This window comes from Mycobacterium lehmannii (genome assembly GCF_001499925.1).
Taxonomy (GTDB): Bacteria; Actinomycetota; Actinomycetes; order Mycobacteriales; family Mycobacteriaceae; genus Mycobacterium; species Mycobacterium lehmannii.
Genome location: NZ_LQIR01000068.1, coordinates 170,824 through 190,158, shown reverse-complemented (window position 1 = coordinate 190,158; position 19,335 = coordinate 170,824). Strand labels below are relative to the sequence as shown.

The 19,335-nt window shown below is 67.9% G+C and carries 17 protein-coding genes; 7 read left to right on the top strand and 10 right to left on the bottom strand.

The window, feature by feature from the left end; translation table 11 throughout:
• The first annotated feature begins 2 nt into the window (after nucleotides 1-2).
• Nucleotides 3-293: a copper-sensing transcriptional repressor RicR gene (gene ricR, locus AU192_RS23970; RefSeq protein ID WP_064400025.1), complete on the top strand. Its 291-nt coding sequence runs from the start codon at nucleotides 3-5 to the stop codon at nucleotides 291-293.
• On the opposite strand, the gene AU192_RS23965 is transcribed toward ricR, so the two are convergent.
• Nucleotides 290-583: an MTH1187 family thiamine-binding protein gene (locus tag AU192_RS23965; protein WP_064400024.1), complete on the bottom strand. Its 294-nt coding sequence runs from the start codon at nucleotides 581-583 to the stop codon at nucleotides 290-292. The two genes, ricR and AU192_RS23965, sit on opposite strands and share 4 nt — an antisense overlap.
• A 222-nt stretch (nucleotides 584-805) precedes the next feature.
• Between AU192_RS23965 and AU192_RS23960 the strand changes: the two genes are divergently transcribed.
• On the top strand, nucleotides 806-1,876 hold the full coding sequence (locus tag AU192_RS23960; RefSeq protein ID WP_064400023.1) for a L,D-transpeptidase: 1,071 nt from the start codon (nucleotides 806-808) through the stop codon (nucleotides 1,874-1,876).
• A 53-nt stretch (nucleotides 1,877-1,929) separates the two neighbouring features.
• Here the strand turns inward: AU192_RS23960 and AU192_RS23955 are convergent, their stop codons facing one another.
• Nucleotides 1,930-3,933 (bottom strand): M13 family metallopeptidase, encoded by a 2,004-nt coding sequence (locus tag AU192_RS23955; protein WP_064400022.1) that lies wholly within the window; start codon nucleotides 3,931-3,933, stop codon nucleotides 1,930-1,932.
• Nucleotides 3,930-5,243 carry a glycosyltransferase gene (locus AU192_RS23950; protein ID WP_064400021.1) on the bottom strand — a complete coding sequence of 438 codons (1,314 nt, stop codon included), beginning with the start codon at nucleotides 5,241-5,243 and terminating at the stop codon, nucleotides 3,930-3,932. Before AU192_RS23950 ends, AU192_RS23955 begins: the two co-directional genes overlap by 4 nt.
• A gap of 121 nt (nucleotides 5,244-5,364) precedes the next feature.
• Between AU192_RS23950 and AU192_RS23945 the strand changes: the two genes are divergently transcribed.
• Together AU192_RS23945 and AU192_RS23940 are read left to right on the top strand one after the other, a co-directional pair.
• Nucleotides 5,365-5,955 carry a hypothetical protein gene (locus AU192_RS23945; protein WP_064400020.1) on the top strand — a complete coding sequence of 197 codons (591 nt, stop codon included), beginning with the start codon at nucleotides 5,365-5,367 and terminating at the stop codon, nucleotides 5,953-5,955.
• On the top strand, nucleotides 5,952-6,641 hold the full coding sequence (locus AU192_RS23940; protein ID WP_064400019.1) for a hypothetical protein: 690 nt from the start codon (nucleotides 5,952-5,954) through the stop codon (nucleotides 6,639-6,641). The genes AU192_RS23945 and AU192_RS23940 overlap by 4 nt, the downstream gene beginning before the upstream one ends.
• Nucleotides 6,642-6,646: 5 nt before the next feature.
• On the opposite strand, the gene AU192_RS23935 is transcribed toward AU192_RS23940, so the two are convergent.
• Genes AU192_RS23935 through AU192_RS23925 form a run of 3 tightly spaced genes read right to left on the bottom strand, consistent with a single transcriptional unit; the run spans nucleotide 6,647 to nucleotide 10,493 of the window.
• Nucleotides 6,647-7,042, bottom strand: coding sequence for a CoA-binding protein (locus AU192_RS23935; RefSeq protein ID WP_064400018.1), 396 nt, complete (start codon nucleotides 7,040-7,042; stop codon nucleotides 6,647-6,649).
• 26 nt (nucleotides 7,043-7,068) lie between these two features.
• The gene (locus AU192_RS23930; RefSeq protein WP_064400017.1) at nucleotides 7,069-7,590 is read right to left on the bottom strand and encodes a hypothetical protein; all 522 of its coding nucleotides are present in this window, start codon (nucleotides 7,588-7,590) and stop codon (nucleotides 7,069-7,071) included.
• Entirely contained in the window at nucleotides 7,587-10,493 is a 2,907-nt protein-coding gene (locus AU192_RS23925; protein WP_064400016.1) for an MMPL family transporter, read from the bottom strand. Before AU192_RS23925 ends, AU192_RS23930 begins: the two co-directional genes overlap by 4 nt.
• 338 nt (nucleotides 10,494-10,831) lie before the next feature.
• Between AU192_RS23925 and AU192_RS23920 the strand changes: the two genes are divergently transcribed.
• Nucleotides 10,832-11,407 (top strand): hemophore, encoded by a 576-nt coding sequence (locus AU192_RS23920; protein WP_064400015.1) that lies wholly within the window; start codon nucleotides 10,832-10,834, stop codon nucleotides 11,405-11,407.
• Nucleotides 11,408-11,597: 190 nt separating this feature from the next.
• Nucleotides 11,598-11,972, top strand: coding sequence for a heme-binding protein (locus AU192_RS23915; protein WP_064400014.1), 375 nt, complete (start codon nucleotides 11,598-11,600; stop codon nucleotides 11,970-11,972).
• Nucleotides 11,973-12,060: 88 nt separating this feature from the next.
• Here AU192_RS23915 and AU192_RS23910 read toward each other — a convergent pair whose 3' ends face one another.
• Genes AU192_RS23910 through AU192_RS23900 form a run of 3 tightly spaced genes read right to left on the bottom strand, consistent with a single transcriptional unit; the run spans nucleotide 12,061 to nucleotide 14,721 of the window.
• Nucleotides 12,061-12,438 carry a DUF3054 domain-containing protein gene (locus AU192_RS23910; RefSeq protein WP_064400013.1) on the bottom strand — a complete coding sequence of 126 codons (378 nt, stop codon included), beginning with the start codon at nucleotides 12,436-12,438 and terminating at the stop codon, nucleotides 12,061-12,063.
• Nucleotides 12,425-13,675: a M23 family metallopeptidase gene (locus tag AU192_RS23905; RefSeq protein WP_064400012.1), complete on the bottom strand. Its 1,251-nt coding sequence runs from the start codon at nucleotides 13,673-13,675 to the stop codon at nucleotides 12,425-12,427. Before AU192_RS23905 ends, AU192_RS23910 begins: the two co-directional genes overlap by 14 nt.
• Nucleotides 13,660-14,721, bottom strand: a complete 1,062-nt coding sequence (locus tag AU192_RS23900) for a lysylphosphatidylglycerol synthase transmembrane domain-containing protein (protein ID WP_064400011.1) — start codon at nucleotides 14,719-14,721, stop codon at nucleotides 13,660-13,662. The genes AU192_RS23905 and AU192_RS23900 overlap by 16 nt, the downstream gene beginning before the upstream one ends.
• A gap of 75 nt (nucleotides 14,722-14,796) precedes the next feature.
• Between AU192_RS23900 and AU192_RS23895 the strand changes: the two genes are divergently transcribed.
• A complete protein-coding gene (locus AU192_RS23895) occupies nucleotides 14,797-15,930 on the top strand; it encodes an AI-2E family transporter (protein WP_064400010.1) in 1,134 nt (377 codons plus the stop codon).
• Between the two features lie 19 nt (nucleotides 15,931-15,949).
• Here AU192_RS23895 and AU192_RS23890 read toward each other — a convergent pair whose 3' ends face one another.
• Nucleotides 15,950-19,333, bottom strand: a complete 3,384-nt coding sequence (locus tag AU192_RS23890; RefSeq protein WP_064400009.1) for an MMPL family transporter — start codon at nucleotides 19,331-19,333, stop codon at nucleotides 15,950-15,952.
• Between the last annotated feature and the right edge of the window lie 2 nt (nucleotides 19,334-19,335).

Genomic DNA, 19,335 nt, shown 5'->3' with positions numbered 1-19,335 from the left:
AGATGACTACGGCGCATGGCTATTCGCAACAGAAGGAAAACTACGCCAAGAGGTTGCGTCGGATCGAGGGGCAGGTTCGCGGCATCGCGAAGATGATCGAGGACGACAAGTACTGCATCGACGTGCTCACCCAGATCAGCGCCGTCAACAGCGCGCTGCAATCGGTCGCGCTCGGCCTGCTCGACGAGCATCTCGGGCACTGCGTGGCCCAGGCGGTCGCCGAAGGCGGTGACCAGGCCGACACGAAGCTGGCCGAGGCCTCCGCCGCCATCGCGCGGCTGGTGCGCTCCTAGCCGCCCAGGGCCTCGTCGATCCGCCTGACCTTCGCCGTCAGCTGATCGGTGTGGCCGGGGCGGATGTCAGCCTTGAGCACCAGGCTCACCCGCGGTGCGGCCGCGGCCACCGCGTCGACGGCCCTCTTCACGACGTCCATCACCTCGTCCCAGTCGCCCTCGATGTTGGTGAACATCGCGTTGGTCTCGTTCGGAAGCCCCGACTCGCGAACCACCTTGACCGCGTCGGCGACCGCGTCGCCCACGCTGTCGTCGCCGCCTGTCGGGCTCACGCTGAAAGCCACAATCATGCGACCAGCCTGCCATCGGCAGGCCCGATCGAGTCATGCCTGCTGCCGGCAGACCGAGCGATCCGGTAGCTGTTGTTAACAGTGAGCGCCCATGACCGATGAACAATGCAGGTCACGAGTGTGGATTGAGCGTTTGCCCAAGATGAAGGGGCCCGCCAATGGCCGGGGACGCCCGAGGCGTTATGCCACACTGGTTGGAGTTCTGCGACTGGGAGGTTGTGTATGCGCAGGGTAAAGCGCAGTCGGCTGCTCACTGCGATAGCGGCGGCGAGCGTCGTCGGGGGGATGCTCGCGAGCCCGTCAGCACTCGCTCAGCCGGGTGTTCCGCCGCCACCACCGCCGGCGCCGGTCGATCCGGCCGTCGCCGCGGCGCCGCCACCCGCGCCGGTATTCCCGCCGCCTCCGCCGCCACCGGCGGACCCGTTCGCCGCACCAGCGCCACCGGCGCCGCCGGCCCCAGCTGCCGAGGCTCCGCCGCCTCCGCCGCCGTCGAACCCGTTCTTCGCCCCGCCCGATCCGCTGGCTCAGCAGCAGCCGATTCCGGAGGGCACCCCGGCCGGACAGAATCCGACGCCGTATGTCGGCGCACCGGTGTTCGCGCCGCCGTCCTTCAACCCGACCAACGGTTCGATCGTCGGCGCCGCCAAGCCGATCTACATCAACTTCCAGCGGCCGATCGCCAACCGCAAGATGGCCGAGGACGCGATCCACATCTCGTCGGTGCCGCCCGTTCCCGGCCGGTTCTACTGGACCAGTGACACCCAGGTGCGGTGGCGTCCACAGGATTTCTGGCCCGCGGGCACGAAGGTCAACATCGACGCTTCGGGCACCAAATCCAGCTTCACCGTGCCCGAACAGCTCGTCGCGACTATCGACAACGACACGCTGCAGATGCAGGTGCACCGCAACGGCGAACTCGAGAAGACGTTCCCGGTGTCGATGGGCAAGAAGGGCCACGACACCAAGAACGGCACCTATTACGTGCTGGAGAAGTTCGCCGACATCGTGATGGACTCGTCGACGTACGGCGTGCCCGTGGACTCACCCGAGGGCTACAAGCTCAAGGTGAAGGACGCGGTGCGCATCGACAACAGCGGCGTCTTCGTGCACAGCGCCCCGTGGTCAGTCGGTTCTCAGGGCGAGAGCAACGTCAGCCACGGCTGTATCAACCTGAGCCCGGCCAACGCGAAGTGGTTCTTCGACAACTTCGGCAGCGGTGACGCCGTGGTGATCAAGAACTCGACCGGTATCTACAACCAGCCCGACGGCGCATCCGACTGGCAGATGTTCTAAGGCGGTTTGGGTGCAGTTGGTCGCGGTGAGCGCGACCAACTACACCGAAATCCCTAGTTCCAGATGTGTACTCGCTGTTCGGGTTCCAGGTAGAGCGCGTCGTCCTCGGTGACGTCGAACGCCTCGTAGAACGCATCCATATTGCGGATGACGCCGTTGCAGCGGAACTCCGGCGGTGAGTGCGGGTCGATCGCGAGACGCCGGATCGCTTCGGCGTCACGCGATTTCGTCCGCCACACCTGAGCCCAGCCGAAGAACACCCGCTGCTCGCCCGTCAGCCCGTCGAGGACCGGCGCGGGCTCACCCTTCAGCGACAGTCGGTAGGCCAACAGCGCGATCGACAGCCCGCCGAGGTCACCGATGTTCTCGCCGACGGTGAACGCGCCGTTCACATGCGGAACAGGGGAGTGCCCGTTTCCTAACTGCCGGGGCACGTACTCGTCGTACTGCTCGATCAACTTCTTTGTGCGCGCGCCGAACTCGGTGCGGTCCTCGTCGGTCCACCAGTCGACCAGGTTGCCGTCACCGTCGTACTTGGCGCCCTGATCGTCGAATCCGTGCCCGATCTCGTGGCCGATGACCGCACCGATACCACCATAATTGGCGGCGTCGTCGGCGTCGGCGTCGAAGAAGGGCGGCTGCAAAATCGCTGCGGGGAAGACGATCTCGTTCATGCCGGGGTTGTAGTAGGCGTTGACGGTCTGTGGCGTCATGAACCACTCGTCGCGGTCGACGGGCCCGCCGAGCTTGCGTAGCTCCCGCTCGTACTCGAACGCGTAGCCGCGACGGTAGTTGCCGTAGAGGTCGTCGCGCTCGATCACCAGGCCCGAATAGTCCCGCCACTTCTTCGGATATCCGATCTTCGGCGTGAACTTGTCCAGCTTGGCCAGCGCCTTCTCCCGCGTCTGCGGCGTCATCCACTCCAGCGAGTTGATGCTCACGCGGTAGGCCTCGCGGACGTTGTCCACGAGCTCGTCCATCCGCTCCTTGGCGTACGGCGGGAAATGCCGCTCCACGTAGAGCTTTCCGACCGCGTCGCCCAGCAGCCCTTCCACCACCGACACCGCGCGCTTCCACCGGTCGCGGATCTGCTCGGTGCCCGAGAGCCTGCGGCCGTAGAACGCGAAGTCCTCGGCGACGAGGTCGTCGGTCAGCAGGAAGGCGCGGGCATGGATGACGCGCCACCGCAGCCAGCTCTTCCAGTCCTCCAGGTCCCCGCCGGACCACTCGGCGGCGAACGCGGTGAGGTAGTCGGGCTGTCGCACAACGACTTCGTCCGGCCGGCTGCGGTCCCCGAAAACGTCGGTGCCCAGCCCGGACACCCAGCCGGACCAGTCGAAGCCCGGCGCTTCGGTAGGCAGGTCGGCGAAGGCGCGCAGGTTGTAGGTGAGGTCGGCGTCGCGCCGCTTGACGACGTCCCAGTGCGCGGCGGCCAGCTTGGTCTCCAACGCCACGATCCGTGCGGCGGTTTCGGCGTGATCGCCTGCGCCGTACACCAACTCGAACATCGCCGTGATGTGCTGCGGATATGCGGCGAGGATTTCGGCGTGCTGTTCGTCGCGGTAGTACGACTCGTCGGGCAGGCCCAGGCCCGACTGGGTCAGGTGCAGCAGGTAGCGCGTCGAGTCCTTGGAGTCGGTATCGACGTAGACGCCGGTTCCGCCGCCGATTCCGGTGCGCTGCAACGCGCCGAGCACGCGCGCCAGCGACTCGGGGGAGTCGGCAGCGTCGATCGCCGCCAATTCCTCGAGCAGCGGTTGCACACCCCGCGCGGCGACGGCCTGCTCGTCCATGAAGCTGGCGTACAGATCGCCGATGCGCTGCTGGTCGGTGCCCGTCTCCGCGTTCGCCGCCGCCGCCTCGGTGATCAGATCACGCACGTGTTCCTCGGCGCGGTCGTACAGCAAGCGGAACGCACCGTCGGTGGCTCGGTCGCCGGGCATCTCGTACTCGGTCAGCCAGCGACCGTTCACGTGGCCGAACAGGTCGTCTTGCGGGCGGGCGTCGGCGTCGACGTAGCTGAGGTCGATGCCGGATCTGATTGTTTCTACCGTCACCCCACCAGGGTGCCAGAACGCGCGGCCTGCTCCCCGGGTCGCTGCGGCACCGCCAGACCCGCCAGCGTCTCGGCGATGCGGTCGAAGGCGTTCTCCCCGCGGATCTCGCGGCTCAACCGGCGCGCCGCGGCGCGGTAGGCGCCGGTGCCGAGGACCGCGTCGAGCGCGCCGACGATCTCGGCGCGGTCGGGCCGTGAGGTGCCCAGGTTGATCCCGGCCCGCGCGTAGCCCACACGGGCGGCGACCTCCGGTTTGTCGGCCGAACCGCCCGCGACGATCAGGGGGATGCCATGCGAGAGCGCCTGATGCACGCCGCCGTATCCGCCGTTGGTGATCATCACGTCGACGTGTGGCAGGAGTTCGGCATAGGGCAGGAAGTCGGTGATGCGCGCGTTGGCGGGCACGGGGCCGGGAAGCGTCGTGCGCCCCTCGCGCCCGGTCGTCGCCACCACCAGCAGATCTTCGCGGTCGGCGAGCGCCTCGACCGTGGGCACGACGAGCGCGTCGAGGTCATCGTTGTCCCACGTGCCCTGGCTGACGTGGACGACCGTGCGCGATTCGCCGGCCGGATCCCACGGCAGTCCCTGCTTCTGAGCGGCGGGTTTCGGTATCACCGGGCCGGTGTAGGAGACGTTCGCGGGCAGATCGCTGCGGGGATACTCCAGCGACGGCACCGTGAACTGCAGAAGCCGGTCGGCGAGCACGGGCCAGTCCGTCAGGAACACCGGAGACGGCGGGGCGCCGACGGCGGCGAGCGCGGCGTTCAAGTCGGCACGGACGTCGCCGAACAGCACCCGGTGCGTCACCCAGGTCATCGGTTCGTAGTTGGTGTTCGAACGCGGCGCCCACGCGGTCCCGAACGGCGGCGCGTCGGCGCTCGACAGGGTCAACGGGCCGACCCCGCACACCAGGATCCACGGCCGGGGCCGGTGGCCGGTCAACAGCGGCAGGGCGCCGGTGAAGGCGACATCGCACAGCACCGCGTCGAAGTGGTCGCGCTGAAGCGCCTTACGCAACGACCAATACTGCGCAGCCAGTGGCTCGATGAACACCGAGCGCATCTCGGCGCGCCCTCGATACCAGCGGTCGAGCAACCCGGGTAGAGCACGCAAGCCGCTGTCGTCTCGCTTCGGCCGAGCCGCGTCGGGCAGCTCCAGCGCAGCCAGCCCCCGCTCGAGGACCGCATCTTCGTGTTCGGCGCCCGTCAGCACGGTCACGCGGTGACCGCGCTCTCGCAGGTCGGCGCCGACGTGCAGCAGTGGCATGACATGCCCGGGGATCGGGCTGGCGGAAATCAGGTAGTGGGCCACGCATCCCTTTCACTTCGCGGTCGCAAGCCTGCATACCCGTCTTCTCGTATCCCCAGCATTCGGCGGGTGTGACATTGACCGCTCACGGGCGTTCGGCCCACAGGCCGGTACCCTCACGCGCATGCCCGAGGACGAGCCCACCGCAGTCGAGGACGGTTCCGTCTTCACCAAGTACGGCATCGCATCGGCGGTACTGGGGCTGGTCGCGGTGGTGGCGGTAGCGCTGGCCGCCCTGATCTGGACCCAGCACCACGACCACACCGACGAGTTGCGTTACCGCGCCCGCGTCATGCAGACCGCGGTCGACTGGACCAACGTGCTGATCAACATGAACAAGGACACCGTGCAGGCTGACATGATCCGGCTGCACGAAGGTACCGTCGGCCAACTGAACGCGGACTTCGACGCCGCCGTCGAGCCGTACCGCAGGCTCGTGCAGACCCTGCAGTCGCGCACCAGCGGGCAGATCGACTCGGTCGCCGTCGAGTCGATCTATCACCCGCCGCCCGGCCCGGACGGGGCGCCGCCTCGCCGACCCCAACCCGAGATCTCGGAGTTCGCGTCGCGCACCGACACCGTCATGGTGGTGGCGACATCGGTCAGCGAGAACGTAGGCGGCAAAGAGCCAAGGACCGTGCGCTGGAATCTGCGGCTCGATGTCTCCGATGTGGACGGCAACCTGATGATCTCGCGCTTGGAGCCGATCCGATGAGGAACGTCTTGCGGGTCGCCGCGTTCGACGTGGCGCCTCCGCTGGCCGCGATCGCGGCGCTGGTGTACATCGGCATCGCGCTGGCGTGGCCGCTGTGGTGGGTGTCGGTCTGCTCGGTGCTGTGCTTGTTGATCGTCCAAGGCGTGGTGGTCAACGTGGTGCTGGCGCGCCGCGATGCGGTGACGGTCGGCACCGACGACGACGGTCCTGGCCTGCGGCTGGGAGTGGTCGCTGTCGCGACGGTGGCGGTGGTGGCTGCGGTGCTCGTCGGCTATCTGGAGTGGACGGTGCCCGATCGCGCGCTGCGCAACGACAGCGCCGAGGTCGTCGGCATCGCCAGCAGTGTGGCCGAAGCGTCGGCGACGTTCACCCCGCAGAGTCCGACGGCGTCGATCGACCGGGCGGCGGCGATGATGTCTCCGGAACGCGCTGATGCGTTCAAGAATGAGTTCGCCACGGTGGCAAAGGATTTGGCGAACCGCAACGTGTCGGCCCAGGCGAGTACCGTCTCGGCGGGCGTCGAGGCGATCGGCCCGGACGCCGCGAGCGTCGCGGTGATCCTGCACGCCACGCAGAGTTCGCCGGGAAAGCCGGCGGACACCGCGGTGCTGGCGCTGCGGGTCACGTTGTCAAAGACCGACGGCCGGTGGTTGGTCGACAACGTGTCGCCGATCCACGCGCGGTGAAGGGGCTAGCGGAGCAGCCGGGCGTGGTCGACCTTGATGCAGCGGTCCATCACGACCTGTAATCCAGCCGCCTCGCCGTCACGGGCGACCTGCTCGTCCCACAGGCCGAGTTGCAGCCACAGCACCTTGGCCCCGACGGCGATGGTGTCCTGCAGCACCTCCGGCAGGTGCTCACGCCTGCGGAACACGTCGACGAGGTCGGGCACGACCGGCAGATCGGCCAGCGACGGATAGACCGGGGTGCCCTCGATGTCGCTGACCGTCGGATTGACCAGAAACAGGTCGTAGTCGGCGGCGGCCTTGAGGTAGGTCCAGATCTCGTGGCTGGCGCGGTCGGGGTTCGGCGACGCGCCGACGATCGCCACCGAGCGGGTCTGCCGCAGAATCTGTTCGAGGTCCATTCCCGGCGTATACCCAGCGGGGTCCGTCAACCGTGGGGCCGGCTCGAACGCATCCGGGCGAACCGCTCGGACAGCCGCTTCATCCGCACCATCAACGCCGCCGACGGGCTCGTCTGGCCGCTGAGGAACGACGCGAACTCCTCGGGGGGCACACCGATCCGCGATGCGAACTCCTGGTGTCCCAGCCCGGAGTGCTCCAACAGCGCTTGGATGTGACGGGCCACCTCCGCGCGCTCGTTGGCCTCCAGGTGTTCGCGCGTGCGGGTGAGAACCTCGGCCAGCGCCTTTGACACGCCGTATGGCCGCGCGGTCTCGAGGACCTCCTCGACCTGACGCGCGGTACGGCCGAACGGGTCCCGCTTGATCGCCGCGACGATGCGTTGCCAGACGGCGAGATCATCGGTCTCCAGCGCCGCGCGGATGGCCGCGGTCGGCCAGAATTCGACCGGGCGCTCGTCGGCGGACGACGTCGCGGGCGGCCTCGGGCTCTGCTCCGCGGAGACAGCCTCTCGGCGGCGGGTATCCCGGACGTCGGGAGTCACCGTCACCTCGCCTCCTCCAGCATCGCGACCGCCACCGAAAGGCAGCGCTCTCGAACTTTTGCCCACTCGGCCTCCGCCTCCGGACCGGACATCCGGGTGTCGTGCTCGTCCGAAGGCGCAGGGTCGGCCAGTCGGCGCACCAGCTGAGTCGCCACCCACTGCTTTCTTGACTGTGATCCAGAGTAGTACCGGTCCATTGTGCTCAACACTTCCGCCGCTGTGCGCGTGTCCATGCACTCGACCAGATCGGCGAATTCCGCGTAGTCGCGCGTGGTGTTGCGACACATGATGAGGTAACCCTTCAGCCGCAGCGTCTCCGCGCCCGTCGGGATCTGCAGCCGGTCGCCGGTCGGCAGTTGGACGTTGGTGGTTTCCATCGGGCTGCGCCGCTCCATCGTGGCGTGCTCGCACTCCGATGCGGTCTCCAGCGCGTCCAGGGCCACCGCCAACCGGCCCCGCCACATCGTCACCGGATGCACGGGGGGCGGGGCGGTGGCCAACGCGGTACCTCCGCCGCCACCGCGGTGCCCGGCGTTGAGCCGCCCGATGCTGCGCATCTTCGTGGTCGGCGCGTCCGGGCTGCAGCCGCTGAAGGCCAACGGGTCGGCGACCGTGACAGCTTGCGGTACAAGGGTTTTCAGCTTCGCCGCCGACTTGACGACAGTGCGCAGCTCGGAGCCCGTCGGTCCCAGCGACGAGAGGTCGTCGGGGATGATGATGAGATCGGGGGTGTCCACCTTGGGCAGGGGCTTCTCGAAATCCACCGACGGCAGTATGCGGGCCAGCCAGTGCGGCAGCCACCAGTTCCACTCGTCGAACATGGCCATCAGAGCCGGCACCAGGACGAGCCGAACCACCGTCGCGTCGACCGCGATCGCCACCGCGCAGGCCACCCCCAGCTGAGCGACCAGCGGCATGCCCGCGAACGCGAACCCGATGAACACCGCGATCATGATGAGTGCGGCGCTGGTGATGGTTCGCGCGCTGGTGCTCACGCCGTAGGCCACCGCGTCGCGCGTGTTGCGGGTCAGCAGGAAGCGCTCACGGATTCGGGTGAGCAGGAAGATCTCGTAGTCCATGGACAGGCCGAACGTCATCGCCAGGACCAGCGGCGGGATCGTGCTGTCCAGCGACGAGATCCGGTCGAAGCCCAGGTCTTCGAGCCAGCCCCACTGGAACACCGCCACCAGGCTGCCGTAGGCGGCGGCCACCGACAGCACGGTCATCAGGACGCCCTTGAGCGCCAGGACCACCGAGCGGATCGCGACGAGCAGCATCAGGAATGCGATCAACGCCACGAAGAGGAACACGAGGGGCTGAGTGGCGGAGACCCGGTCGTCGAAGTCCTTGATCAGCGCGGTTGGCCCGCCGACGTCGATCTGCACGTTCTCGGTGCCGGGCGTCGACGGCAACTCCGCGCGCATCCAGTCGACCGTCTCGCGCGCGCCCATGTCCTCGGGGTCGACCGACAGCACCGCCGACAGCAGCGCGTGCCGGTAGTCCTCGCCGAACGACGGCGGGCTGACCGACACCACGTTCGGGCCCTGCGCCATGCGCTGGCGAATCGCGTCGAGCAGCGGTTCCTTGGCGGGCGCCGATGCCGCGTTGCCGTCGGGGAAGGCCACCAGCACCCGGACCGGGCCGAGCGCTCCGGGGCCGAGCGCCTCGGCCGCGGCGTTGACGCCGCCGCGGATCTCGTGGGTCGGCTCGAACTGACGCTGCATGCTGTTACCGAGCATCATCGAGAACGCGGGCGCGGCCAGGGCGATCAGCAGCGCGGCGGCGGCCATCGCCGACAGCCACGGCCTGCGCATCACCCAGCCGGTCCAGCGCGTCCAGAAGCGTGACTGGGTGGCTTCGGGGCGTCTCGACCAATGCAGGTACGACGAGCGTCGCGCCGCCGACCGCCCGAATGTCGCCAGCACGGCCGGTGTCAGCGTCGTGGAGGTGAGCACCGCGACCGCGACCGCGAGGATGGCGCCGGTGGCCATCGACTCGAGCACGGGCGTCTGGATGAGGTAGATCCCGGTCACCGAGGCGATCACGGTCAGCCCGGACAACACCACCGCCAGCCCCGACGTGGCCATTGCGGCGTCGGCGGCCTGCTCCGGCTCGCGCCCGGCGCGCAGTTCCTCGCGGAATCGCATGAGGATGAACAGCGAGTAGTCGATCGCCACCGCGATGCCGAACATCGACACCGTCGACGTCACGAACACCGACATCGTGGTGAACATCGACAACAGGTAGACGATCCCCATCGTCACCACGACGGTGCAGATGCCCAGCATCAGCGGCACGGCCGCCGCGGCCAGCGACCCGAACACCGCGAGCAGGACGATCAGGACGATCGGCAGGTTCCACCGCTCCGCCTGGGCGATGTCGTGTTTGGTGGCCTGCGTCGCGGCCGCGCCCAGAGCGCCCTGGCCGATGACGTACAGCTTGACCCTGCCGTTCTCGATCTCGCCGGGGTCCTCGCCGTCGATCCCGACCTTCTGGCGCAGTTGTTTGGCGACGTCGACCGCGCCGGTGTTGTCGAAGTCCAGCTGCAGGGTGATGACGTAGGGCCGATCGGGCTGCGGCGGGGGCTGTTGCGGGTTCGGAGCGATCTTCACGCTGGGCACCTCGGCGGCCAGGCGTTCCAGGTGTGCGACCGCGGCGTTCATGTCCTCGTACGAGGCATCTGCGCGCGGTGCGGCGACCAGCGCCAGCGGTGAGGCGCCCTGGTCGGGGAAGTACTCTTCGAGTTCGCGCTGCACGCGCAGCGACTGGGATCCTTCGACCTCGAAGCCGCCACCGGTGAGGTGGCTCGACTGGTTGAGCGCCAGCCAGATCGACGGGACGAGCAGGAGCACCCATACGGCGAAAACCGCCCAGCGATATCTGCGCAGTTTGCTACTCAAGCGCAACATGAATTGCTGGATTGGATCCCCCGCTTTCTCCCCGGCGTTTCGTAGCCGAAGCGTACAACAACCTGCGGTAAGGTGCCGGTCCCTTCGGCCTGCTCCCATAGTGCCTGAGCGATCCGCCAGCAACGCCTCACGATGTCCCAATTCGTTCTCGCGACCAAGCCGAACGGCGTTACCGCCACCCTGCGCATCGAGTCCGTTGCCCCCGCTGGATTGGCGGGGGTGAGGCGACCGGTGGCAGGATGTGGCTCGGCCGTTTTCGGCGTCGGGGACTGATTGCCGTCCATCGCGAGAGCATTTGCGGACCGGTCGAGATCGTCTGCGAATCGTTAGGAGTTGTCATGAAAACGACCACCGGGCTGATGCGTCGCCGCGTCGTCGGCGTCGTCGCTGCCTCTGTCGCGGGCGGGGCCGTGTCGGTCGCGCTGGTGTTGCCGGCCCTGTCGTCTGCTCCGTCGGCGACCGCCGCCAAGGACCCGTGCGCCGCCAGCGAGGTCGCCAGGACGATCGGCGACGTCGCCACCTCGACCGGTGACTACCTCGACGCGCACCCGCAGACCAACCAGGCGTTGACGACGATCTCCAAACAGCAGGCCGGGCCGCAGTCGCTGGGCGCGCTGAAGGCGTACTTCGACGCCAACCCCGAGGTCGCCGAGGACTTGCAGCAGCTGCAGCAGCCGCTGGCCAGCCTGTCGGGTAAGTGCAAACTTCCGCTCACGCTGCCCCAGGTGATGGGTCTGATGCAGGCCGCGCAGCAGCAAGGCGCAGGTCTTCCGACGGGTTTGCCGGCGCAGGCGCCGACCGCGAAGACCCCGCCGCTGACCGCGCCGGGGGCCACGGCCCAACCGCATGGGGCGTCACCGGTTTCCCAGGGCAACTCGCACGCACCGTCGTCGGCCATCGCGGGCCTGCCCTGACCCGAAGCGACGCATAGCCGCCCGCCGCGGGCACTTTCACCTGCGGATTTCGAGTTTTCGGCGACTCGTTGACCGCAAGGCAAGAAAGTCTGCGGACATTCTGCTTAGCTTTTCTTCGTTGGTCCCAGTTGGTAGACGTCGCTAACCACCATGGTTACGGCCACCCCACTTCCGATGAAGGAGCTCACCCATGTTTCTCTCGGCCCGTTCTGCGCGTCGTGCGGTTGCTGGCGCGGTCGGCACCGGCGCGATCGCCGGTGCGATGTTCCTCGGTGCGGCGCCGCTCGCTGCCGCGGAGCCGCCCAACTGCACCGCGGCCGATCTCGCCGGTGTGGCCTCCGGCGTCTCGGCGTCGACGTCGGCGTACCTGTTCACCCATCCGGACGTCAACTGGTTCTTCACCAGCCTCGAGGGCCTGCCGCGCGAAGAGGTTCGGGGCAAGGTGCAGGAGTACCTGAACGCCAATCCTCAGATCAAGGCCGACCTGACGGGGATCCGCCAGCCGCTGGTCGACATCAAGAATCGCTGCGGCGACACCGACGGTGACGGGCTCGCCGACAGCTAGGCCGGCGTCCGCCTGACCCCCGGGCCGCCGTCGCCCGCTTCTGCCGCGGCGGGAAGGCTCGGGGTCTGCGGGCGATCTCCTGGAGGTATCAGCGGCGGATCATGACGTGAATGGCCGCGCGCCAGCCGAGTAGCAGCACGGCGGTCGAGATCGAGGCGACCACAATGAAGCTCGGCGCCACACCGGCGGACGTCAGCTTGCGTAACAGCATGCCCAGCACGATGGTGCACACCCACACTGCCACGCCCGTCGGGATCAGCGAATACGGCCGTCGCCACCCGAGCGACAGCACCCAGCCGGCGAGGGCGCCCGACACGAACGGCCAGGCGGTCTCGGCGATACCGATGAGATTCAGGCCCTCGTCGTGGCTGCGCCGTCCGATCGCGGCGAACACGATGAGGCAGGCCACGTCGGTGGCCAACGCTGTCAGGGCGGTCCGGGTCTGTTCTGAGCTATCGATCGGCATAGGTCATCACGTCCAGTTCCAATGGCATGGCGGTCTTTTCATCACGAGAAGCGACTTGAGGCGCAAGCTGCGCGGATGCACCCTCGAATAGGGTGCCGGTGGCATCATCGTCGTCGACGAGCCTGGCATCGAGCCGGAAGTCGTCGAACACGAACGGCAATCCGTTGGAGCCCAACGGGTCCGGTGAGCTCATGACGTGGAAGTGCAGGTGTGGCGCCGTGGAGTTGCCGGTATTGCCGACCTTTCCGATCACCTGTCCCGCAGTCAGCCGGTCACCGGGTTGGACGGCGACGGTCCCGGTCTTGATATGCGCGTACAGCGCATAGTTCCCGTCGCCGAGGTCTTGTACGACGTGGTTGCCGGCGTACTGGTTCAGCGGTAGGCCGGTCGGGTTGCGGCCGGGCACCTGCTCGGGCAGGCCGTCGAGCACCGAGACCACCCGTCCGTCACGGACGGCGTGGATGTCGGCACCGAAGAAGGCGAAGCTCTCGGGCTTCGACGGGTCGCCGGTGATCAGGCGTCCGTCGGGGTCGAGCTGGACGTAGTCGATCGCGAATCGTTCTGCGGCCCATAGGCGGCCGTTGATCGGGTTGAGCGCCGTGCGGTGGGCGCTGGTGCCGCAGCATCCGCCTGCGTCGACCCAACCGGCTCCCCTCAACGGGGGCCGGATCACGACGGGTTCGCGAGGTTGAACTTCGACAGGGGCGATGTCAACGGTCTGGTCGGCGGGAAAAAGTGGGTCTTGCGGGTCGGGATTCGACAGCGCGACGGCGTGTGTCAGCCGGTTCGGAGTCTGCACGTCCTCGTCGAGCGCGACGTCGAGCCAGACGAGCGCCGTCTGCGCGGGACCGATTGTCGTTGTGGAGCTTGGAGTTCCGATGATCCGGGTCCACTGCGCCAATTGGTCGCCTTCGAGGTCGAGCAGGTCGACGTCGCGGTCCAGCACGGTGATCGATTTCAGGGTCACCGGGTGCGGCAGCGTGTTGGTCAGGCTGACCTCGTACACCAGATGTCTCCTGCCGTCGGTGGCGAGCACCGGCACGGGCTGGCTGATGGCGTCGCCGACGATCGGGGTGGCCACCGACGGGGCGGGACCTCGCAGCGGACCCTGCCCCGCCGATGCCGTCGTGGTCTCGGGCGACGATTCGGCAGGCGGTGTCGCGGCGGGAGGGTCGGTGCCCTGTGAACAAGCGGCGATCAGCGCCGCGACGCCGAGAACGGCTACGGCCGGTCGCATGCGTCGGGGTCGACGTCGGTGTCGGTGCGGAACATGAAGAAGAACACCACCCATCCGATCGCGGCGATGAAGATCCAGCTGATGAGCCGGTAGATCAGCATCGCCGAGATCGCTGAGGCCAGTGTCATTCCGCTCGACACCAGACCGGGCACCAACACCGCCTCCACCACCAGCAGCCCACCCGGCATGAGGGGAATCGAGCCGACCGCGCGGGCGGCGACATAGGCCACGATGACCCCGAGCAACGACGGGCGCCCGCCGGCTGCGTAACAGGCGAACAGCAGCGTGCCCACGCCGGTGACCAGCGTGAACATCGACCAGGTGGACGCGACGCCGAGCTGGCGCCTGCTCAGCTTGACCGACTCGAGCTGAGCCAGCGTCTCGCGCCATTTGGTCAGCCCGTTGTGAGCGGGTTTGGCGCGCACGTAGTTCACCCACGACAGCACCCGCACTCCGATGCCGTCGAGCAGATCGGGTCGCGAGGCCACCGCCTGCGCCAGCACGATCAGCATGATGAACCCGGCCAGCGTGAAGATCAGCGAGAACGGGTTGTGCTTGGCGCCGAGGAAGAACGCGCTGCCCAAGCCCAGCAACGCCAGGCTGATCACCTGCAGTGCGCCCGACATCACCAGCTGCCAGGAGGCGATGACCGGCGTTGCGCCCCAGAGCCGCTGCTGGCGGTAGATGAACGTCGCCGACAGCACCGGTCCGCCGGGAAGCGTCGTGCTCAGGGAGTTGCCCGCGTAGAACGCGGCCTGCGAACGCCATTGCCGCACAGGCACGCCCGCGGATCGCAACAGCTTGCGTTGGATGTCGCCGAAGAAGTGCATCGACGCCAGCGCGGTGCCCACCGCCGCCAGCACCCACCACCACTGTGCGGTGTAGAGGCTGTGCCAGGCCTTGGCGAGCTGATCCCACACCAGTCCGAGTTCGACGCTGAGCACGACGACCGCTACGGCGAGGACGGCCCACCGCAGCCACCAGTACTTGCCGCGGAGGGTGCGCCCTTGGCTGTGGGCTGCACTCGCAGGCGCGTCGTGTGCCACGGAGTAAGGGTAAGGCGTGGTGCTGCGGTTTCGAGAGATCCGTCGCTGCAAGTGGCAGGCCGTTACGCTATCGGGATGCCTGGGGCCCCATCTGTTGATGACGAGTCCGTCTCACCTCTCGTTCGCAAAGGGGCAGCCTGGTCGTGGCGGCTGCTCGTCATCCTCGCCGCCGTCGTCGCCCTGCTGTGGGTGTTCAAGCGGCTGGAGATCATCGTCGTACCGGTCGCGCTGGCGACGATCCTGGCGGCCCTGCTGATGCCGGCGGTGGACTTCCTCGACCGGCGTGGGGCGCCGCGGGCCGGGGCGGTGGCGCTGATGTTGCTCAGCGGGTTCGCCGTGGTCGGCGGGATCATGTCGTTCGTCGTCACCCAGTTCATCGAGGGCGCTCCCGAGCTGACCCAGCAGGTCAGCCACAGCATCGACGGTATGCGCAACTGGTTGATCGACGGCCCCCTACATCTGAGTCGGGATCAGATCGACAACGCGGGAAACGCCGCGATCGAGGCCCTTCAGAACAATCAGGAAAGGGTGACGACGGGCGCGCTGTCGACGGCGGGCACGGTCACCGAGATCGTGACCGGTGCCGTGCTGGTGTTGTTCACGCTGATCTTCCTGCTGCAGGGCGGACGCAACATCTTCGCGTTCGTCACCCAGATCTTCCCGGTCCACGTTCGTGACCGGGTGCGTGAGGCGGGCAAGGCCGGCTTCCATTCGTTGATCGGATACGTGCGGGCCACCTTCCTCGTCGCGCTCGTCGACGCCGTCGGCATCGGCACCGGCCTGGCGATCATGGGTGTGCCGCTGGCATTGCCGCTGGCCTCGCTGGTGTTCCTCGGCGCGTTCATCCCGCTGGTCGGCGCCGTGGTAGCCGGTGCGCTCGCGGTGGTCGTCGCGCTGATCGCCAAAGGTTTCATCTACGCGTTGATCACGCTCGGTTTGGTCATCGCGGTACAGCAGCTGGAAGGCCACGTCCTGCAGCCGTTGGTGATGGGCCGCGCCGTGTCGATTCATCCGCTCGCGATCGTTCTGGTGATCGCGGGCGGCGGTGTGCTGGCCGGAATCGTGGGCGCGCTGCTGGCGGTGCCGGTGTTGGCGTTCCTCAACAGCGCCGTGCGGGTGCTGACGGCGCGAGATCCAGACGCCGAGACCGAAGCCCTCGAAGCCGACGAGGGCCCGCTGGTCAAGGCCGAAAGCGACGACGTCGACTGAACTTTCGCGACGAAGCTCTCTAGAGTCGGCCTTCGCGCCGCAGCAGGTCCTGTGCGCTGACGCCGCCGCGACGCTGACGCTCGTCATCCTCGCGGGTGTTGAGCTTCTCTGTCGCGGCCTCGGCGTCGTCGCCCTGCTTGCCCGGGGTGGGGATGGCGGTCGTCGCGTCGGGGTCCTGCGTCGGCTCGGGGTCGCGCGCAGTTTCGGTCGGTTGTGACCGGGGTGTCGGGATCGCCGTGGTCGGCTCGTTGCCGGGCGTGGGAGGCGCCACTCGCGGGCGTTGCCCCCTGCCTTCCGGCGCGGTCGGCATCGCCCTGGTGGGTTCGGCCGACGGCCGTTGCGGGGCGGGCGCCGACGGCGCGGGCGGTGCGCCGGTGCCGCGCAGTTCGCCCAGCCACGACTCGATTTCGCGTTCCTCCCGCGGCGGGCGGCCCCCACCCGCGCCGGCGGCGCCGCGTCCGGGGGGGGGGGGGGCGGGCGGTGCCGGTGGTCGGGCGGCCTGTCGCGCCGTCGCGGCGGCGTTGCTCACCGCGTTGCGCACGGCGTTCTTGGCGATCGACAACCGTGTGGTCTGCGGTTCGTCCGCCGGTGCGGCGGGCGGCGTGGTCGTGCTGGGGATGCGTGTCGTGCCGGTGGCCGAGGGGACCCGCTGCGGCGCCGCGCGGGTCGCGCCGGGACGCAGGCCCGAGACGGCGGGGTGCGTCGGATCGTGCGGCGGGCGCGGCCGAGGCGGCAGCGGTGCGCCGGCACCGACCAACGCCTCGGGGTCCTCGACGGTCTCGCGCACCGCGGGACGCTTCCGTTCGTCGGGCAGCTCGGTCTCGCCGAGGCCGAGGCGCTCCTGGATGCGCTTCATCCACCGCGGCGCCCACCAGCAGTCGTCGCCGAGAAGCTTCATCACGGCCGGCACCAGGAACATACGAACGATGGTGGCGTCGAGCAGCAGCGCGATCAGCAACCCGAACGCCAGGTACTTCATCATCACCAGGTCGGAGAACACGAACGCGCCGGCGACCACCGCGAGGACCAACGCCGCACCGGTGATCAACCGGCCGGTGGTCGCGGTGCCGACGCGGATGGCTTCTGCGGTGGACAGACCGCGCTCCCGAGCCTCGACCATGCGCGACACCAGGAACACCTCGTAGTCGGTCGACAGACCCCAGATGACCGCGATGATCAACCCGATCATCGGCGCCATCAGCGGCTGCGGCGTGTAGTTCATCAGCCCGGAGCCGTGCCCCACGACGAACATCCACGTCAACACGCCCATCGTCGAACCCAACGTGAGCGCGCTCATCACCGCGGCCTTGATCGGCAACACCACCGATCCGAAAGCCAGGAACATCAGGATCGTCGTCGTGACGATGAGGATGGTCACCATCAGCGGGAGCTTGTCGAACAGGCTGTGAATGCTGTCCTGTTCCAACGCCGGGGTGCCACCGACAGAGATCGACAACCCGCGCGGGGGCACGATAGCGCGAAGTTCCTCGACCTTCTTCGCCGCGTCGTTACGGTTCACCAGGCCGTTCTGGATCACCCGGACCGAGGGGTCTTGCGAGCCGCCGTCCTGATACGGGCGCGGCTGCCACATCTTGGTCGGGTCGTCCTCGGGTTGGATGAAACCGGGGATCGTCAACGCCTTGCTGCGGATCTCGGCGACCTGCTGATCGGTGACCGGTTCGCCGTTCTCGTTCTCGATCACCAGCGTCAGGGGTTCGGTGCGGAAGCCGGGGAACGACTTGTCGAACGCCTCCTGCGCCTGGCGCACGGCGTTGTCCGGCGGCAGGTACTTCTCGCTGATGCCGCCGAGCGAGAGCTGACCCAGCGGGATGATCATCAGGATCATCACGATGACGATGGGTGCGGCGAACGCGATCGGCCGCTTCATCACCCGGTTGACCAGCTTGCCCCAGAAGCCCTTCTCGACCTCGGCGCGTGTCTTGGTCTTCTGGGTCTTCTCCGCCAGCCAGTTCAGCCACCACACCGTCGGCTTGCGGACCAGCGGGCTCATGCTCGCCGCCGACAGCACCAGGATGGTGCCCGCAACGAACACGGCGATGGCCATCAACAGCCAGAAGATTCCCGTGCCGAGGGTGTCCTTCGCGGAGAACAGGCCGACGAAGATCCACGCGAACGAACCGACATAACCAAGCACCAGGCCGATCAGGGCGTAGTTGGCGCCCTTGTCGTAGGTCCGTCGGATCTGCGCTCTTGCGATGTGCCCGACGGGGATCGCGGCGAACGGTACGAGCACACCGAGCGGGATCGAAGCGATCGCCAGCGGGTTGGTGCGGTCCGTGGTCTCCGCGGGCGACGGGGCCGGATAGGGCTTGGTGAACCGCAGCAGCGTGCGCACACCGAGCGCGTCGACGTTGGGTCCGAGCAGGGCCAGCGCGGCGGCCAGCACCGTCACCGACAGGATCGCGGCCAGCATGACCGAGGCGATGATCGCGTAGGTGATCGACTTCAGGAAGCCCTGCGGGAACAGCAGCAGCGGCACCGACGACGCCACCAGGATGACCGCCGAGAACATGATGGTGCGGCCCGACGTCATCACGGTGCGGCGGACCGCAGCCTCGGTGTCGTAGCCCTCGGCGATCTCCTCACGGAACCGGCTCACCATGAAGAGGCCGTAGTCCACGGCGATACCGAGGCCCATCAGCGTCACCACCGGCTGGGCGAAGAAGTGCACCGGCATGAACTCCGCGAGCAGGCGCATGATGCCCAGCGCGCCGGCGATCGTCAGACCGCCGATGAGGCCGGGCAAGGCCGCGGCGACGACGCCACCGAAGACGAAGAACAGCACCACACAGACCAGCGGGATGGCCGCGACCTCGGCGCGCCGCTGGTCCTCGCCGATGCTGCCGGTCAGTTCACTGGCCAGCGGGTTCAGGCCGGCCAACTCGATGCGGCCGTCGTTGAGCTGTTGCAGGTCCGATTCGACGGTCTGGTAGTTCTTCAGGATCTCGTCGTCGGTGTTGCCCTGCAGGGGGATGCTCACGAACGTCTTCGACAGATCGCTGGTCTTCATCTGCTGGACGGTCGCGTTCGCGGCGTCGGGCGCCCGCAGCCAGCCGACCCAGCTCACGACCTGGTCGGGATGGTCCTTGACAAAGGTGTCGAGTTCGCCGACGACGTCACGCTGCCACTGCGGGTTGTCGACCTTCTGCCCGTCGGGCGGGGTGAGGATGGCCACCACGTGGCTGGTCCGGTCGCGACCGAAGGCCTCGTCGGCCACCACCGATGCGTGGACCGACTGGCTGCCTTCGTCGTAGAAGCCGCTCTGGGTGACGTGATTGCCGAGACTGATCCCGAAGATGCCGCCACCGAGGCAGAGCGCGACCATGACGCCGATGACGATGTATCGATATCGGTACACCGTTCGACCCCACCAGGCGAACACGT

Excerpts from the sequence above, each read along its gene's own strand:
- AU192_RS23965 (WP_064400024.1), bottom strand. The coding sequence starts at position 583 with ATGATTGTGGCTTTCAGCGTGAGCCCGACAGGCGGCGACGACAGCGTG.
- AU192_RS23920 (WP_064400015.1), top strand. The coding sequence starts at position 10,832 with ATGAAAACGACCACCGGGCTGATGCGTCGCCGCGTCGTCGGCGTCGTC.
- AU192_RS23915 (WP_064400014.1), top strand. The coding sequence starts at position 11,598 with ATGTTTCTCTCGGCCCGTTCTGCGCGTCGTGCGGTTGCTGGCGCGGTC.
- AU192_RS23905 (WP_064400012.1), bottom strand. The coding sequence starts at position 13,675 with ATGCGACCGGCCGTAGCCGTTCTCGGCGTCGCGGCGCTGATCGCCGCT.
- AU192_RS23945 (WP_064400020.1), top strand. The coding sequence starts at position 5,365 with ATGCCCGAGGACGAGCCCACCGCAGTCGAGGACGGTTCCGTCTTCACC.
- AU192_RS23910 (WP_064400013.1), bottom strand. The coding sequence starts at position 12,438 with ATGCCGATCGATAGCTCAGAACAGACCCGGACCGCCCTGACAGCGTTG.
- ricR (WP_064400025.1), top strand. The coding sequence starts at position 3 with ATGACTACGGCGCATGGCTATTCGCAACAGAAGGAAAACTACGCCAAG.
- AU192_RS23940 (WP_064400019.1), top strand. The coding sequence starts at position 5,952 with ATGAGGAACGTCTTGCGGGTCGCCGCGTTCGACGTGGCGCCTCCGCTG.
- AU192_RS23935 (WP_064400018.1), bottom strand. The coding sequence starts at position 7,042 with ATGGACCTCGAACAGATTCTGCGGCAGACCCGCTCGGTGGCGATCGTC.
- AU192_RS23925 (WP_064400016.1), bottom strand. The coding sequence starts at position 10,493 with ATGTTGCGCTTGAGTAGCAAACTGCGCAGATATCGCTGGGCGGTTTTC.
- AU192_RS23960 (WP_064400023.1), top strand. The coding sequence starts at position 806 with ATGCGCAGGGTAAAGCGCAGTCGGCTGCTCACTGCGATAGCGGCGGCG.
- AU192_RS23895 (WP_064400010.1), top strand. The coding sequence starts at position 14,797 with ATGCCTGGGGCCCCATCTGTTGATGACGAGTCCGTCTCACCTCTCGTT.